This window comes from Asaia astilbis JCM 15831 (assembly GCF_000613845.1).
Lineage (GTDB): Bacteria > Pseudomonadota > Alphaproteobacteria > Acetobacterales > Acetobacteraceae > Asaia > Asaia astilbis.
Map to the genome: position 1 here is coordinate 1 of NZ_BAJT01000007.1, position 14,931 is coordinate 14,931.

Here is a 14,931-nt window from a genome sequence, read left to right on the forward strand (position 1 = left end):
ACGGCGAGCACGCAGGACGGTGCAGGCGGAACGATCCGGGCGAACGGACGTGAGGTGTCTCTGGGCAGTCGTGCGGTGCTCGATGCGTCAGCCACGCAATCGGGTAAGAAAGGCGGTCAGGTTCTGGTGGGTACGGATGCGATGGGCGGGGTCAATCTTGCCACGCGCACGACCATTGCCAGCGGGGCGACGCTGAAGGCGCGCGGCAAGGATAATGGGGCGGGTGGCGACATCGAGACCTCGGCGCATACCATGGCGCTGGGCAAAGCAACGATCGATGCAGGTGTCGGCGGGCAGTGGTTACTCGACCCGGATGACCTGACGATCGATGCCAACGCGGCCCAGACGATTAACGGCTCTCTCGCTGGCAACACCAATGTCACCGAGCAGACGACCGCAACGACTGCGACGTACACGAATGGCGGCGGCACGAGCTCATCGGGTAACGGCGATATCATCCTGAATGCGCCGATCTCGTGGAGCACAACCAGCACGCTGACGCTGAGTGCGTATCGCAGCATCACGCTCAATGCCGGGATTACCGTCACCGGCAGCGGCACGCTGGCTTTGGTCACGAATAATAATAGTGGCGGCACCAGCGGTGGCGGTACACTGGCCCTGAACGGCAGTGCCATCCAGTTTCCCAATCAGAGCCCATCAGCGGGCGTTAACGGCGTACTGACCATCAATGGCAATGCCTACACTCTAATTTCTAGCGTATCCGATCTGCAGAATATCGGAGCGAGCAGCTATTACGCTCTTGCGCATGCATTGGACGCGAGCAGCGTGAAAGATTTCTCCCCTATCCCAGCATATAGCGGGGACTTTAATGGTCTTGGCAATACTATCGCCAATCTAACTATTTCATCCCCTGATGCTTCGGTTGGTCTCTTTGGGGGTCTGGGGTCGAAGGGTACTATTGAGAATATTGGAATAATAGGGGGTAGTTTTACAAGCTTCCGCGGCTATAATGGTGGTTTAGTAGGTCAAAGCTACGGCATAATCAGTAATTCATACTCTACCGCGATCGTTAGTAGTTCTAACGGTGGTTCTATTGGTGGTCTGGTAGGAAAAAATAATGGGACGATCGTTAATTCCTATGCAACGGGTAGCGTCTCGGGTGGGACCGGCAGCTTTATCGGCGGGCTTACGGGGGCGAATGTCGGTATCCTCAACGGCTCCTACGCAACGGGTAATGTCACGGCAGGGGATGGGAGCCAAACCGGTGGTTTAGTGGGGTTGAACGACACCCCCTACCCAATCACCAATGCATACGCCACAGGGAATGTCTCAGGTGGGAGCGTCGTTGGTGGCCTAGTAGGAGAGAATCACAGTAGTATCAGTGATGTCTATGCTACGGGTGGTGTTTCAGGCAGTAACTATGTTGGTGGCTTGATAGGGCGAAACTATGGGCAGATGACCAATGTTTACGCTACAGGCAGTGTCTCAAGCGCAAACGATGGTCTAACGGGCGCTCTAGCGGGAGAGAACGATAGCATCATTACTAACGGCTATTGGGATACGCAGACGAGCGGGCAGTCGACGGGTGCTGGAGGTGGTTCCAGTTCTGGATTGACAGGTCTTACAACGGCGAAGCTTCAGGCGACCCTACCTTCGGGATTCAACACGTCCGTTTGGGGTAACGCGGGCAATCAGACGACGCCGTATCTTCTGGGGCTGAGTGGCAATCAGGTGTTCAGTGTCAATGACACGACTGCAAATCTGTACACCGTTGTGCTCAACACCTCCCAGCTTCAGGCCATACAGAATAATCTGGCCGGGCGCTACGTGCTGGGCAATACGATCGACGCGTCAGGATATACGGGCTTTGCGCCGATCGGCACTGACAGCACTGCCTTCACCGGCAAGCTCAACGGTCTGGGTTACACGATCAATAATCTCGTTATCTCCTCGGGCGCACAGAATGTTGGTCTCATCGGATATCTCGGCGCAGGAGGCAGCGTCCAGAATATCGGTATGAGCGGTGGTAGCGTCTCAGGCATTAATGGCGATAACGGTCTCATCTACGTTGGCGGGCTCGTGGGCTATAACTCTGGCACGATCAACAACGCCTACGCCACAGGCAGCGTCTCAGGCACAGGCTACAGTAGTAACGTTGGCGGGCTTGTGGGTTATAGCGACGGCACGATTAGCAACGCCTACGCCACAGGCAACGTATCAGGCACCGGTACCTATAATAGGGCCGGCGGGCTTGTGGCGAATAACTACTACCGCAGCACGATTAGCAACGCCTACGCCACAGGCAACGTGTCAGGCAGTTATCAGGTTGGCGGGCTTGCGGCCCAGAACGTCGGCACGATTAGCAATGTCTACGCGACAGGTAGTGTTACAGGCACCGGTTACAGCAATAACGTTGGCGGGCTTGTGGGCGAGAACGACGGCACAACCAGCAACGCCTACTGGGACAAGGAAACGACTGGGCAGTCGTCTAGCTCTGGGTCCACAGATGCGAGCGGCCTGACGACGGAGCAGCTTCAAAAATCGCTCCCGAGCGGTTTTGACAGTGCTGTGTGGGGCAATGCGGGTAACCAGACGACGCCGTATCTTCTGGGTCTGAGTGGCAATCAGGTGTTCAGCGTCAACGACACGGGGAGAAATTTCTATACGGTTGTGCTCAACACCTCCCAGCTTCAGGCCATGCAGAACAATCTGGCCGGGCGCTACGTGCTGGGCAATACGATCGACGCGTCAGGATATACGGGCTTTGCGCCGATCGGCACTGATAGCACTTCCTTCACCGGCACGCTGGATGGTCTGGGCTACACGATCAATAATCTCGTTATCTCCTCAGGCGCACAGGATGTTGGCCTCATCGGGTATCTCGGCTCAGGGGGCAGCGTCCATAATATCGGTATGGTCGGTGGTAGCGTCACAGGCATTAATAGCGATAACGGTCTCATCTACGTTGGTGGGCTTGTGGGCTATAACTCTGGCACGATCAACAACGCCTACACTACGGGCACCGTCTCAGGCAGCAATTACGTTGGCGGGTTGGTGGGCGAGAACGGTGGCACGATCAGCATCGCCCATGCTACCGGGAACGTCTCAGGCACAGGTAGCCACAGTGTGGTTGGGGGACTTGTGGGCGGAAACTTCAGCACGATCAGCGATGCCTACGCCACGGGCAACATCAGCAACGCGTTTGAAAGCATTATCGGTGGGTTGGTTGGTGTAAACTTTGGCACAATCAGCAATGCCCACGCTATTGGCAGCGTCACAGGTGCAGGGACTAGCAGCCTGGTTGGCGGACTGGTGGGTGGAAACGCGGGCTTGATTACCGACGCCTACGCTACAGGCAACGTCACAGGCACAGGCACAGGCACAGGCACAGGCACAGACATATTTACCAGCTCTGAGGTTAGAAATATCGTTGGTGGCCTTGTGGGCACTAATCTTGGTCCAATCACCAGTTCCTACGCATCGGGCAATGTGAAGGCTGAGGGCGTAGGGGGCATAGCTGGCGGCCTTGTCGGTTATTCTGGCTACAATGAAAAAATCAAAGGTCTCACTAAAAGCGTTTATGCCACTGGGAATGTCAGCGCTGATCGTGTTGCAGGCGGCCTAATCGGTGTAAGTTTCAGCGATATTACTGACGCCTATGCGACCGGTGCGGTCAGCTCTTTAAACTCGGGTGGGTATGCTGGTGGCCTGATTGGCGGTTACGCTCAAGGCACGATTACTAACGCCTATTGGGATAAGACGACCAGCGGCGCCGCTGTCGGGATAGCCATCACTCAAGATGGGCAAACGTCTCCTCTGGTGACAGGTCTGACAACAAATGAATGGTCTACCAAAGGTCCTCTGGTCAGTGGCAGTGAGAATACTTTCAGCAATACTGCTGCCTGGATTGCCGGTTCTCCCTATCCCGTCTTGTCTGCCCTGCCTTACATTGTGATCAGGGCCAACAGTGCGACGCAGGTTTATGGATCGAGCGTCATCAATGCCTCGGGCATTACTTACACGGACCAGACTGGCGCCGATGCCTCCGGCAAGGTGGATGGCGTGATCACGTGGCAGAATGCTGTTTTGTCCCCGACCAGCAATGCTGACTCCAAAGGTGCCATTTATGGCACGGGTGCGACCGCTGTTGGCTATCAGGTCACTTACGCTCCGACGGTTGTGAATTCCGGGATCAACATAAATACGATCACGCGTGCCCCGCTGACGATCTCGGCGAGCAACCAGAGCGGCGTCTACGGCCAGACGCCTGCGCTTGGCAGCACGGCGTTCACGACCAGCGGTCTTCTCAATGAAGACCGCGTGACGGGCGTGACGCTTGCGACCGATGCGACGGCCGAGAGCCCGGTGGGGAGCTATGCGCTGAGTGTTTCCAATGAGGTTGGAACCGGGCTTGGTAATTATACCATTACGTATCGATCTGCCCTGTATGAGGTTACAGCAGCACCTTCACCCGTGACGCCTGAGGTCATAACGCCTGCGCCGGAGACCGTGACACCTGAGGTGGTGACGCCTGTGGTGATAACGCCTGTGCCGGAGACCCTGACGCCTGAGGTTGTGACAACGATCCTGACGCCCACAACACCCGAGGCGGTGATCGTTGTGCCGACACCGACGGCGACGGCTGTGGCACTTTCGAGGGTTTACTGGCCCACACCGGTAACGGCGCCAGCCAATGGCAGCTTTGCAGGTTCTGCTTCCGGTTCTGGCGTCGGCCTCGCTTCCGGTTCGACGGTGCAGAAAAGCGATGCGAGCGGGAATACTGCCCAGAGCGATAGCAGCAACGCTGGCCTTGTCTCCGATCTGACCGCAGAGAACGGAGCCGGCCTCGCCTACCGGATCACCCTGCCGACCACGTCTATTCTCAACCAGCTGCGGAAAGCCCAGTGATGCGCTCGTTTCTTCTTTCGGGCGTTGCGCTCGTTCTTTTCCCTGTTCTGATGCCACATGCGGCGCATGCCCAGGCCTATAGCCGCCTTGCCCCGCAACAGCCTGCGTCTTCGGCGCAGCCTGCGGTGATTGCCCCGCCTGCCGGGGGGCAGAACCCGCTGCCGCAGACGGCGTCGTTGGTGACATCGTCCTCAAGGGGCTGGTCTTTGTGTCACGCAGCCAGGATGTGCAGTCCACGAGCGTACAGGCGGGTCCGAGCGGTATCTCGCATGCGTCTCTGCCGCTTCTGGGAGATCGCTCGATCCAGACGGCGCTGTCGGCGCATCTCGCAAGCCGGTGACGTTTGCGGATCTGAATGCGATTGCCCGTCAGGTGGATGCGTTTTACCGAAGCAAGGGCCATCCCTTTGTGACGTTCACGATCCCGCCGCAGAATGTGAGCAATGGGGTGATCCAGATCCTTGTGACGGAATACCGTCTGGGTGAAGTCAGGACGAAGGGTAATCGCTGGTTTTCTGACAGGCTGATTGTGCGGGAGAGTGGATTTGTTCCGGGTCAGACGCTGACGCTGAATGGCGTTCAGGAGAAGCTCGGCCGTCTGAACAGCAATCCGTTTCGCGATACCGATGCCATTTTCACGGCGGGTCGGACACAAGGCACGACAGACGTGATTTTGCAGACGCAGGACCGACTGCCGCTGCATGTCTATGCGTCGTACGATAATGCGGGCGTTCCGGTTCTGGGTCAGTCGGAATGGGCTGTGGGCGGCACCTGGGGCAATGTTGCGGGTCTGGGACAGACCCTGTCCTATCAGTTCACGCATTCTGTCAGCGATCGGTATAGCGGCCACGCCCTGACCTACACCGTGCCTATGCCGTGGCAGGCGGATCGTGTGCAGATCTTTGGATCCTATGCCTGGCAGAAGCCCGATCTCGGTCCTGATAACCGCGATCTTGGTCAGTCCGGTCGCAGCGGGCAGGCGAGCTTTCGCTATATTCACGATTTGCACACGGTGCAGCTCGGTAAGAAGATGCGCCTGATCCACGACATTCAGGCTGGTTTCGACTTCAAGACGACGAATAACACGCTTGAGTTCGGCGGGATCAATGTGTTCGACACCCAGGCCGAAGTGGCGCAGTTCCCGATTGTTTATAATGCAGCGATGAACGATCCCTGGGGTCAGACGGAGTTTCAGAACCAGCTGATCTTCAGCCCCGGAGGTCTGACAGGGGCCAATCACCGTCGCAATATCGAGGCGCTCATACCGGGCGGCAACGCTCGTTATGTCTATGACGCGATGAGCCTGACGCGCACGACCTGGCTGCCGGCGAAGTTCTCCTGGATCCTGCAGGCGACGGGGCAGGTTTCGAGTACCAATCTGATGTATAGCAACCAGCTGGCGCTGGGTGGTCTGTATACGGCCCGCGGCTACAACACGGATACGGCGCTGGGCAGCGAGGGGGTGAGTGTCACCAACGGTCTGCGTGCCCCGGCCTTCAGCCTGCTGGACCCGCTGGGTCTGCGCTCTGGACTGCGTGACAGCGAGCAGGTCGGTGTGTTCTTCGATTACGGGCACGTCACCCAGGTCAAGACCATTCCCAATGTCCGCAGTGCGACGGATCTCTCGAGCGTGGGTCTGGATCTGCATAGCGTGATCGGTCGTTACGCCAATCTTACCTTCAATGTCGGCTGGCGTCTGCGCGGTATTTCCGGCCCGATCGCGCAGAACCTCTTCGGTAATAAAGGCGCTTTCGGTAACCTCTCTCTCACCGTCGGGTATTGAGCGGTGAAAAATACAGCCCTAGTTTGAAACGACTGAGAGCAATTTAAGGCCCTCAGAAAGCTCGATCTGCTCGATTAGAAAATCTAGCAGATCAAAGCGCTAAAGCTGAGTTGTTCCAGACCGATCCGCCTTTTTTTCGCACTGGTGCGATGGATTGACGAGGCGTAAAATTGTTTATCGGCCTGGCAGCGAGTTTTTTAGCTAGGTCGAGACATAAAACGGGCGTGCGAGCGCAGCGGGTTCCCGCTTCCTGAGAGGGTCCTCGTGAAAAGGGCATGGAGGAGAGAGTTTGTTCCATCTGTCATTGCCAGTAGAAAATTTCTCTGCGTGTAAAGAATTCTACGTGAGACTGTTTGGCGCAGAACTGATCGACCTTAGTGAAACCTGCTCCAACATCTTCGTTTTTGGAGGCTACGTTACTCTCCATGATCGTGCGGGCTCATTGCTGACGGATGAAGTCAGAAAATCGATGCATTTCGGAGAAGAAGTCACACTCCAGGCGTGGAAAGAGAGAAAAGAAATCCTCGACAAGAACGTGGTAAGCTATGTTTTTCTGCAAGAGCCAGACACGATAAAAGGCGTACGTGGGAAAATGGTCGTCAAAGATCCGAGCGGAAATTTGGTCGAGATCAATTCAAGACTTTAAATACCAGTCGGCTCTTAGAGGGGCTTTCCGGCTCGGGTGCTGCCAAGATAGATCGCGGGGCATATTCTTATCTTTGACCCGACCTTAGGAAAGTCACTACTTATACTATGTCTGATCAATTATAGAAGTTATTAATTTTCATGCAGTTTATTGCGATAAAAAATAATGTGAGAGTGTAAGATCTCCTGGAAAAGGGATTTCGACGCATGAACAGATTCCAAAACAAAAATATTCTCATCACTGGCGGTACGAGCGGTATAGGGCTTGCTGGAGCTCGTCGTATTATTGCCGAGGGTGGACACGTCGTTATTACGGGTTCGAATGAAGAGAAAATACTCCCTGTTCGTCGGGAGTTGGGTGCTCAGGCCCAAATTGCTCGAAACGATGCCAGTGATCAGACCGCAAGCGCTCTCATTGAAATCGTGGATTCGGTCGGAGAATTGCACGGCGTTTGGTTTAACGCCGGTATCGCGACGCTCGGTTTCCCGGAAGAGCTGGATGCAGCGCTGTTTGATAAGATGATGGCGACGAATGTGCGCGGACCTATGCTGCAGCTCGCTGCACTCTCACCTAAGTTGGCTTCAGGAGCTTCTGTTGTTCTGACTGCATCCAGTTCGGTCTACGAGGGGGCGGCCGCAACAGGCCTTTACGCTGCAACCAAGGGGGCGCTAATCGCAATGGCACGTTCTTGGGCGACCGCACTGGCGTCACGCGGGATTAGGGTGAACGTTCTGGTTCCTGGGCCGATCGAAACCGGGTTTCGGGACTTTATGCCCGATAAGGTCCGCGAAGGATTTGAGGCTTTTGTCTTGAATCAGGTGCCGCTTAAGCGGGTTGGTACTCCCGAAGAGGCCGCTGCCGTCGCTCTGTTTCTCTTATCCGACGAAGCCTCCTTTGTGACAGGAAGCCAATACGCTGTTGACGGAGGGCTCGTGATGCTTTGACCGGTTGGTATATCGCGTATGTTGTTTTTCCGTCAGGAGATATTGAAAGCCCCTGACGGACACTTCCGTCCAGACCTCACGGTAATCAGTGATACGTAACGGGACGGGCTGCGTTATGCGCAGTCGCAGCAATTTCCTGCTCGTCGGCGAAGCGGGGCCACTGAGCCCGTGCAAGGGCATGGAGCGACGGCGCGGGCAGACCGAGCTTGTCGGCATAGATCCAGAGATACGCAAAGGCATGGTGAACGTAATTGCGCGTTTCGCAATTCGGGAGAAGCTCCATGAACAGCAGAGGATCATGGATCGGCCCGGCGTCATCGGGCGTGTTGCTCTCCCAACGTGCGATGGCTCCAGGTCCAGCATTATAGGAGGCAAGCGTGTGGATGAGATCGCCGCCTTTAGGAGCAATTTCGGAACGCTCCGAAAGCCCGGCGAGATACTGCACATAGAGCTGGCCGATTTCGAGATTCACGGCCGGGTTGTGCAAGCGTCCGACCATATCGTCAGGAACGGTGATGATCGCGACGCCATGTGCGTCCAGAGCAGGCTTGGGGCCGCTGACAAAGCTCGCTGTTAGCGGACGGATTTGCATCAGCGTGGGCTCCCGCGCTGGAAGATGCCTTGGGATCGAAATTGGATTCCAGACGGGTCAGTGCGTAGACAAGCGCCGGATCCATTTTAAAGCCGTGGCGTGGCGCCAGATGCGGGGTGGGAAAGCCAGCCAGATGGGCCGGGCTGCCGTCACGTGAGCCTAAGATCGTAGCAATCTGCTCCGAGAGATCATGCAGACCGGCAGCGGCGGCCACGAGCTGGACCGAATGACAAAGAGCCGTGTCGGAAACGATATCGGGCCACATCCGCCGCAGCAGGCTTCGGCGCGCGCCGTCTCGCCGATCTGAAGCAGAGCGAAAAGACGATGTCCCTGAGGGGTGGCGGCGACAGCCTCGACGTCGATTTCACCCATGACGGGGATCGGGTTCTCGAGGACTGTCTCATCGCTGGCAGACATCACGCCAACCTCAGCATCAGATCCTTGGGCCTTGCCTGCATGATGAAGCCCCAGCATTTGCCGGGCCAGGATGCCATAGAATGTCCCAGGCTCGGCGGCGGCGCGCTGCAACCACGAGGTGGTGAGCGTTGGGGCATCGCCGAGATGGCGATGGGCGCGCGACGCCCAATAGGCAGAAGCGGCGCGTGATTCGTTCGTCGTGGTGCCCGAACGGGACGCCTGTTCGAAGAAACCAAGCGCTTCGCGGAAAGCGCCCTGACGCCAGGCGGCGAGGCCTGCGACATAGCCCGCGTAAGCGAGTTGTTGGGCACTCTGCTTGAACCCGCTGCGCGCGGTTTGAAGGGCAAAATCCGTGGCTCCGGTGCTGAGCATCCCCAGAGCAATTTCTGCCTTGAGTTGCGCCGAATAGAGGGGGGTCATGCCCGGCGTTGCATCGACAAGTTTGACCGCGCTGATGCCGCCCTTGAGGCCCCAGGAGAGGCGCTCACTGATCGTGCGATCGAGCATGGGATTGCGGTTGAGAATTCGTGCCAGCGGATCCGGGGAGGTCGCTGTCGTGTTTGATGTGGTGTCTGTAGGCGCGAGCGGTGCCGGGAAGCTCTGAGAAGCAACGCCTCCCCTGGGGCTGAGAGAGATCAGCAGGGTCTGAATGGCGCTGGCATCGGCCAGGCTGGAGAAGGTCTTGAGCCAGAGGCGCAGCTGCACCGGCTCAGGGTGATAGGCCGGGTGAAGATAGCGCTCCGCAAGCAGGTCGCCCATCAGCACGCTGTCATGGACAGCGCGTGAGCGGTCAATGGCGGTTTTGAAGTCGCCAGCGCGCTGGGCACGGAAAGCCTCTCTCAGAAGCGCTGCATCTGAAGCGGAAAGGGGATGGGGAAGACCATTCGACCCACCAGGCGCAGAGGATCGCGGCGTCGCAAACGCCGTTTCCTCGCTTGGAGTGTTGTCATGGTCCGCAGGGGTAAGCGTCGATTTGCTTTCCTGGGCACGGAGCGGATTGAACGTCGCCCCCGCCACAAGCACAGCGCACAGCATCATAGCGCGTGCGCTGTTACTCGACGCGAAATAAGAAATTCCTCGCATGGTGGCGATGCTGGTAGCCCCTCTCGCTCATCGAAGCAAGAGTTGCCAAATGGACACACCAAAGGAGTTCGCTATTTTATGAGTGTTTCTCGAATTCTACCAGAGGGATAAGGCCGAAAATCTGCATTTTTCGAATCGTTTATAGATTTTTTTTATCACCATAAGAAAACCGTTAAGGTCTCGATAAGGAATCGAGCGTTTCCGCCAGGAAAACGAGGTCTTTCCACATCTCCCGGCGCGCGAGCGCTGGAAAGTAGCTGCTGCGGGTGCTGCATGACGAGCGACTCGACAATCAGGCCGTCCTCGAGTCGCAGCGTATGCCACTCACCTCGAGAGCGGGCGAGGCTGGCCTGCTCGTCAATCAGGAGTCGCAGCGGTGTCAGCCCGAACAAGATGAGCCGTTCGGGGCGTGCTTTCAAGATCGCGGCGGTCAGCAAAGGGCGGCATTCCCGGCTCTCGATCAGAGAAACGGCGCGCCCTCCTGGTGGACGCCAAGGTAAGGCTGGCGCCTGGGAGAGGTGGGTTCGTTCAAGCCCGATGCTTGGAAGGATCATATCGAGCAGGCGGCCTGTCTCTCCGGCGAAGACCTCGCCGGAGCGGTCTTCATCCGCGTCCGGAGCGTCACCGATGAGCATCAGCTTGGCGCCGGATACGATGCGGGGTCGGACACTTGTGGACGCTGTGCGGGCGAGGGCGCAATCCGGGAACGCTTCCACGCCCCAGGCTATGGCTGCCTCGGGATCGATCGGACCGGGACGTGAAGATGGGGGGGAAGAAGGTGCAACGGAGGGTGCTGTAGCGCGTGTCGAGCGTTGAGGACGTCGTGCGTCTGGGCGTGGCTGCAGAGACGCCGGGCGGTCCAGACGGAGGGGAGCGACGGCATCGAGCGTGCAGTCCACCCCCCAGTCCCGATAAAGGTCCAGCAAGGCGAGAATCTCGGAACGGTCTTGGCCGGACAAGGTGAGGGACATGGCTTCTTATCAGTTTGGTGTCTGAACGGGTTCAGTCTAGATTGTCACTCGATGCAAACCAAGCGCTCTCCGTCCCGGCTCCTCCTTCTTGCCTGTCTCACCTCTGTCTCCGGTGCTTCTGCCGCAGGAGTGCAGGGCGGCGTTGCTGCCTGGGCCCCCGATCACTCCCTGACAGGCAGTCTTCTCGGCAGTATCGTGTCGGTGCAGCGTAATAACGTCGCAGACGCAGACCGCGCCCTGTACCAGACTGTCATGCGCGGGTATCGCGAGCCCGATCTGATGATGATGGCGCTGCGTTTTGCAGCAATGGATGCCGGAGCCGATGCAGCAGCCCGTGCGCTGACTCTCGCAAAGCTCATGCCGAAGGAGAGCCTTGCACGGATCATCCTTGGCACAGCGGCATTCAGGGAGAAGCGCTGGAAAATCGCTGACGGTTATTTCTCTCTGCACAGCAAGGATCAGCAGGGATTTCTTCGTCTGGCCGGTCAGGGGCTCCGTGACTGGTGCCATTTTGGCGCCAATCCGGCCACCGGACAAAAAGAAACGGTGACCATTGGCCAAGGTCAGCTCGACCCGGTGACCTATCTTGCCTTGTTGCAGCAGGCCCGTATCGCCTCGTTACGAGATGAGGCGCGTACCGATAGTCTGTTCGATTTGCTTGATCGCAACGGGGCTGCAGTGCCGCCTCTTTTGCGGGTGCAGACCTTGCAATTCGAGGCTGACTGGCTTGCTTATCATCATCACGACGCTCAAGCGCGCGCGCGGCTCCGGGAAGTCGGGACGATCCTTCCCGCATTCCAGCTCGTTGCGGACCGGTTGAAGCCTCGCCCTCTCAGCGTTTCCTTCGCGCCCGATCTCGGTCTGGCCGAGTTCTACATCGGTGTCACGACCCTCCTTGGCGATACCGCCCCTCATGACCGTGCGAACAGTGCCGAACGCAATGACGACAAGCTGAAGGACCTGCGCCAGCTCAAGATCCTGCTGTTGCGTCAGGCCCTTCTTCTGCGTCCTGACTGCACATTGGCCAAGATTCTTCTGGCTGAGGAATTGCGGAATGACGGGCAGCTCGACATGGCCCAATCGGCACTCGATGGCGTCGCCGATAACGACCCGTTCGCGCCGCTCTCGGATCATGCACAGGCTCAGGTGGCGTTGAAGCGTCATGATCTCAAAGCCGCTCTTCACGCGCTTGAACGGGTCGTCAAAACCAACCCTGATAATGCCGATATTCTAAACGAGTTGGGTGCTACTCAAGACCAACTTGGACTGTCAGAGGCCGCTGTCGAAACCTATACCCGTGCGCTGGATCATGTCAGCGTCATGGAATCGCGCATCTGGCCGCTACTGCTCGGGCGCGCAATCGCCTGGGATCATCTCAAGCGACGTGACAAGGCGCAGGAAGATCTGGACCGGGCGCTTGCGCTTGCGCCCTCGGAGCCGGTTTTGCTCAATTATGCAGGATATTCCGATATCGAGCATAATGAGCGCCCCGAACAGGCGCTTCTTCTGCTGCGTCATGCGCTGGACATGGCTCCCGGCGATGCCGAAATACGGGACAGCTATGCCTGGGGCCTGCTCAAGCAGAAGGGCGATCTGGCGCAGGCTCTGCCGCTGCTGCTTTCCGCGATCAATGCCACTCCTGGCGATCCGGAGATCGCTTATCATCTGGGGGTCGCCTACTGGTATCAGGGACGGCAGCTCGAAGCGCGCGATCAATGGAGCCAGGCTTTGAACAACAAGCCCGAACCAGAGACGAAGGCGTTGATCGAGTCTGCGCTGTCCCGGGGGCCCGATCTGCCGATCATGCGCGGACGTGCCATTCCTTCGTCCCGTTGAGATCTGACATGTCTTTCGACCCTGCCTTTGCTCACGCCAAAATCAATCTGTTTCTCCATGTCACGGCGCGTCGCCCCGATGGATATCATGAGCTCGACTCATTGGCAGTCTTTGCCGAGACGGGGGATATTCTCCGCATTGAAGAACCGAGACCGTCGGCCGACGGCATGAGTCTGACGATAGACGGGCCTTTCGGGGCCGGTCTCGATTCCGGCGCTGACAATCTTGTTCTTCGCGCTGCGGCGTCTTTACGTGCTGCTGCGGGCCTGGACGCTGCGGCGCCGAGCTGGTCCCTTCGCCTGACCAAAAACCTGCCTGTAGCATCGGGGATCGGCGGTGGGTCGGCCGATGCTGCAGCCGCTTTGCGTCTTCTGGCACAAGCCTGGCAGTGTGCGGATGTCGATCTCGCTTCAATTGCCGCATCGCTTGGGGCCGATGTCCCGGTCTGTCTCGCCCAGAATACGCAGCGCATGCAGGGGATTGGGGAAATTCTTGTTGCAGCGCCGTCTCTGCGCGTGTTGCCATGCTTCTCGTAAACCCGGGAGTTGCCGTACCGACGCCGACCGTCTTCAAGGCTTGGAAGGAATCAGGCGCGTCTTTCAGGGCTCCTGCAGAGCTCCTGGCTCGGTGGGATGACGCACGGGACATGGCGGAGAGCCTGCGATCGACCTCGAATGATTTGCAACCCCCTGCGATCGCTCTTTTCCCTGTCATCGGTGAGGTTATTCAGGAGCTCGAGAGCTCCGATACCTGTCTCTTCGCCCGAATGAGTGGGTCCGGAGCGACCTGTTTCGGTCTCTATATCGATGTCGAGGCGGCAAAGCGTGAGGCAGAACGCCTGCGGATCAGGGGCTGGTGGGCAGAAGCTGGATGGGTGCAAACTGCAGGCGAGCTGTCCTGAGCTCTCTGACACCTGTATAAGTGTGGTCTGGATCGCCCGGGTTCGGTCGCTTGCCCTGCATGAGGGGCAGCGTCAGTTCTCTGCGAGCTCGAACGGCGTTCCGGGATTGCGGCAAGAGGGACTGTGCAACATGAGTGCGAGAATGCAGGTCATCCAGAAAGAGGATGGCACCGGGGCAACGCTCCGGTTTCTTGAGGGAAGCGGTGTCGAGGGCGAAATCGATCTCTCGCTCGAACAGCTGGGTCAGTTGATCGGTAGTCTGGGTCGTGTGCGCTACGCCATGACCGCGTCGCAGCCTCAGCCTCCGATCGGTAACGCGCCCTTTCTGCCCGTCTACAACACGAACTGGGCGCTCCAGATCGATGCGTTGACCGAGGGCTCGACCCTGGCCTTCCAACACCCAGCCTTTGGTCCGATTGGTCTGACGTTCACACCTGAAGACGTGGAAAAACTCGGGAAGGGGCTCTCGCAGCATCGCGCCTATATGGCCGCAGGCACGTCACGCCGCCCTAGCTAACGCTGCTTGCTCCTCCGGGCGGTAACTCTCAGCTTTTGCGACGTGCACTGGCGAGGGCGAACAAGGCGCCCCCGAGCAAGAGCAGCGTTGCCCCCAATCCGATCCGTCGGGGGATCGTGAGCAGCAGAGGTTTGCGTCCCTGGTCGCGAAGGGGAATACCTTCATAAGGACCATGTGCGGCATAGGCGCCGGGTAGCGTCTCATGCAGTCCGTCAGGCTCGTTATCGACCTGACCCGATGCAAACTGGCCGCTCAGGCCTTTTTTCGCGAGAAACCGGTCGCGGAGGGACGGGGCCAGACCACTGATCAGGCTAGGCAGGATAGACGAAGCACCGACCCAGATATCACGATGATGCCCGAGCACAGCCTGACA

General features: G+C 58.1%; 10 protein-coding genes and 1 pseudogene. 8 read left to right on the top strand and 3 right to left on the bottom strand.

Annotated elements, in window-relative coordinates:
* From JCM15831_RS06320 to JCM15831_RS06340, 5 genes are all read left to right on the top strand, one after another.
* Window positions 1–4,869: beta strand repeat-containing protein (locus tag JCM15831_RS06320; RefSeq protein ID WP_025823548.1), on the top strand; the 4,869-nt coding region annotated here is incomplete at its 5' end.
* A 208-nt stretch (window positions 4,870–5,077) separates the two neighbouring features.
* A complete protein-coding gene (locus JCM15831_RS23300; protein WP_269530363.1) occupies window positions 5,078–5,209 on the top strand; it encodes a hypothetical protein in 132 nt (43 codons plus the stop codon).
* Complete coding sequence (locus JCM15831_RS06330) at window positions 5,206–6,651, top strand: ShlB/FhaC/HecB family hemolysin secretion/activation protein (protein ID WP_025823550.1); 1,446 nt, start codon at window positions 5,206–5,208, stop codon at window positions 6,649–6,651. Before JCM15831_RS23300 ends, JCM15831_RS06330 begins: the two co-directional genes overlap by 4 nt.
* Window positions 6,652–6,940: 289 nt before the next feature.
* On the top strand, window positions 6,941–7,297 hold the full coding sequence (locus tag JCM15831_RS06335) for a VOC family protein (RefSeq protein WP_373277613.1): 357 nt from the start codon (window positions 6,941–6,943) through the stop codon (window positions 7,295–7,297).
* A gap of 206 nt (window positions 7,298–7,503) precedes the next feature.
* Complete coding sequence (locus tag JCM15831_RS06340; RefSeq protein WP_025823553.1) at window positions 7,504–8,241, top strand: SDR family oxidoreductase; 738 nt, start codon at window positions 7,504–7,506, stop codon at window positions 8,239–8,241.
* Window positions 8,242–8,326: 85 nt separating this feature from the next.
* Here the strand turns inward: JCM15831_RS06340 and JCM15831_RS23650 are convergent, their stop codons facing one another.
* The 3 genes from JCM15831_RS23650 to JCM15831_RS17135 form a co-directional block, all read right to left on the bottom strand.
* Window positions 8,327–8,833, bottom strand: coding sequence for a transglycosylase SLT domain-containing protein (locus JCM15831_RS23650; protein ID WP_306301828.1), 507 nt, complete (start codon window positions 8,831–8,833; stop codon window positions 8,327–8,329).
* Window positions 8,834–8,992: 159 nt separating this feature from the next.
* Complete coding sequence (locus tag JCM15831_RS17130; RefSeq protein WP_306301829.1) at window positions 8,993–10,333, bottom strand: hypothetical protein; 1,341 nt, start codon at window positions 10,331–10,333, stop codon at window positions 8,993–8,995.
* A gap of 155 nt (window positions 10,334–10,488) precedes the next feature.
* Window positions 10,489–11,304: a uracil-DNA glycosylase gene (locus tag JCM15831_RS17135; protein WP_051528356.1), complete on the bottom strand. Its 816-nt coding sequence runs from the start codon at window positions 11,302–11,304 to the stop codon at window positions 10,489–10,491.
* 51 nt (window positions 11,305–11,355) lie between these two features.
* On the opposite strand from JCM15831_RS17135, the gene JCM15831_RS06355 reads away from it, so the two are divergent.
* From JCM15831_RS06355 to JCM15831_RS22510, 3 genes and pseudogenes are all read left to right on the top strand, one after another.
* Entirely contained in the window at window positions 11,356–13,140 is a 1,785-nt protein-coding gene (locus JCM15831_RS06355) for a tetratricopeptide repeat protein (protein WP_025823554.1), read from the top strand.
* An 8-nt stretch (window positions 13,141–13,148) separates the two neighbouring features.
* Window positions 13,149–14,041, top strand: a pseudogene (locus JCM15831_RS23910) (4-(cytidine 5'-diphospho)-2-C-methyl-D-erythritol kinase).
* Entirely contained in the window at window positions 13,965–14,558 is a 594-nt protein-coding gene (locus JCM15831_RS22510; protein WP_232228029.1) for a hypothetical protein, read from the top strand. The pseudogene JCM15831_RS23910 and the gene JCM15831_RS22510 overlap by 77 nt, the downstream one beginning before the upstream one ends.
* Window positions 14,559–14,931: the final 373 nt, after the last annotated feature.

Bases quoted from the DNA above. Each gene is read 5' to 3' on its own strand.
- JCM15831_RS06340 (WP_025823553.1), top strand. From the start codon at position 7,504: ATGAACAGATTCCAAAACAAAAATATTCTCATCACTGGCGGTACGAGC.
- JCM15831_RS23650 (WP_306301828.1), bottom strand. From the start codon at position 8,833: ATGCAAATCCGTCCGCTAACAGCGAGCTTTGTCAGCGGCCCCAAGCCT.
- JCM15831_RS17130 (WP_306301829.1), bottom strand. From the start codon at position 10,333: ATGCGAGGAATTTCTTATTTCGCGTCGAGTAACAGCGCACGCGCTATG.
- JCM15831_RS17135 (WP_051528356.1), bottom strand. From the start codon at position 11,304: ATGTCCCTCACCTTGTCCGGCCAAGACCGTTCCGAGATTCTCGCCTTG.
- JCM15831_RS06355 (WP_025823554.1), top strand. From the start codon at position 11,356: ATGCAAACCAAGCGCTCTCCGTCCCGGCTCCTCCTTCTTGCCTGTCTC.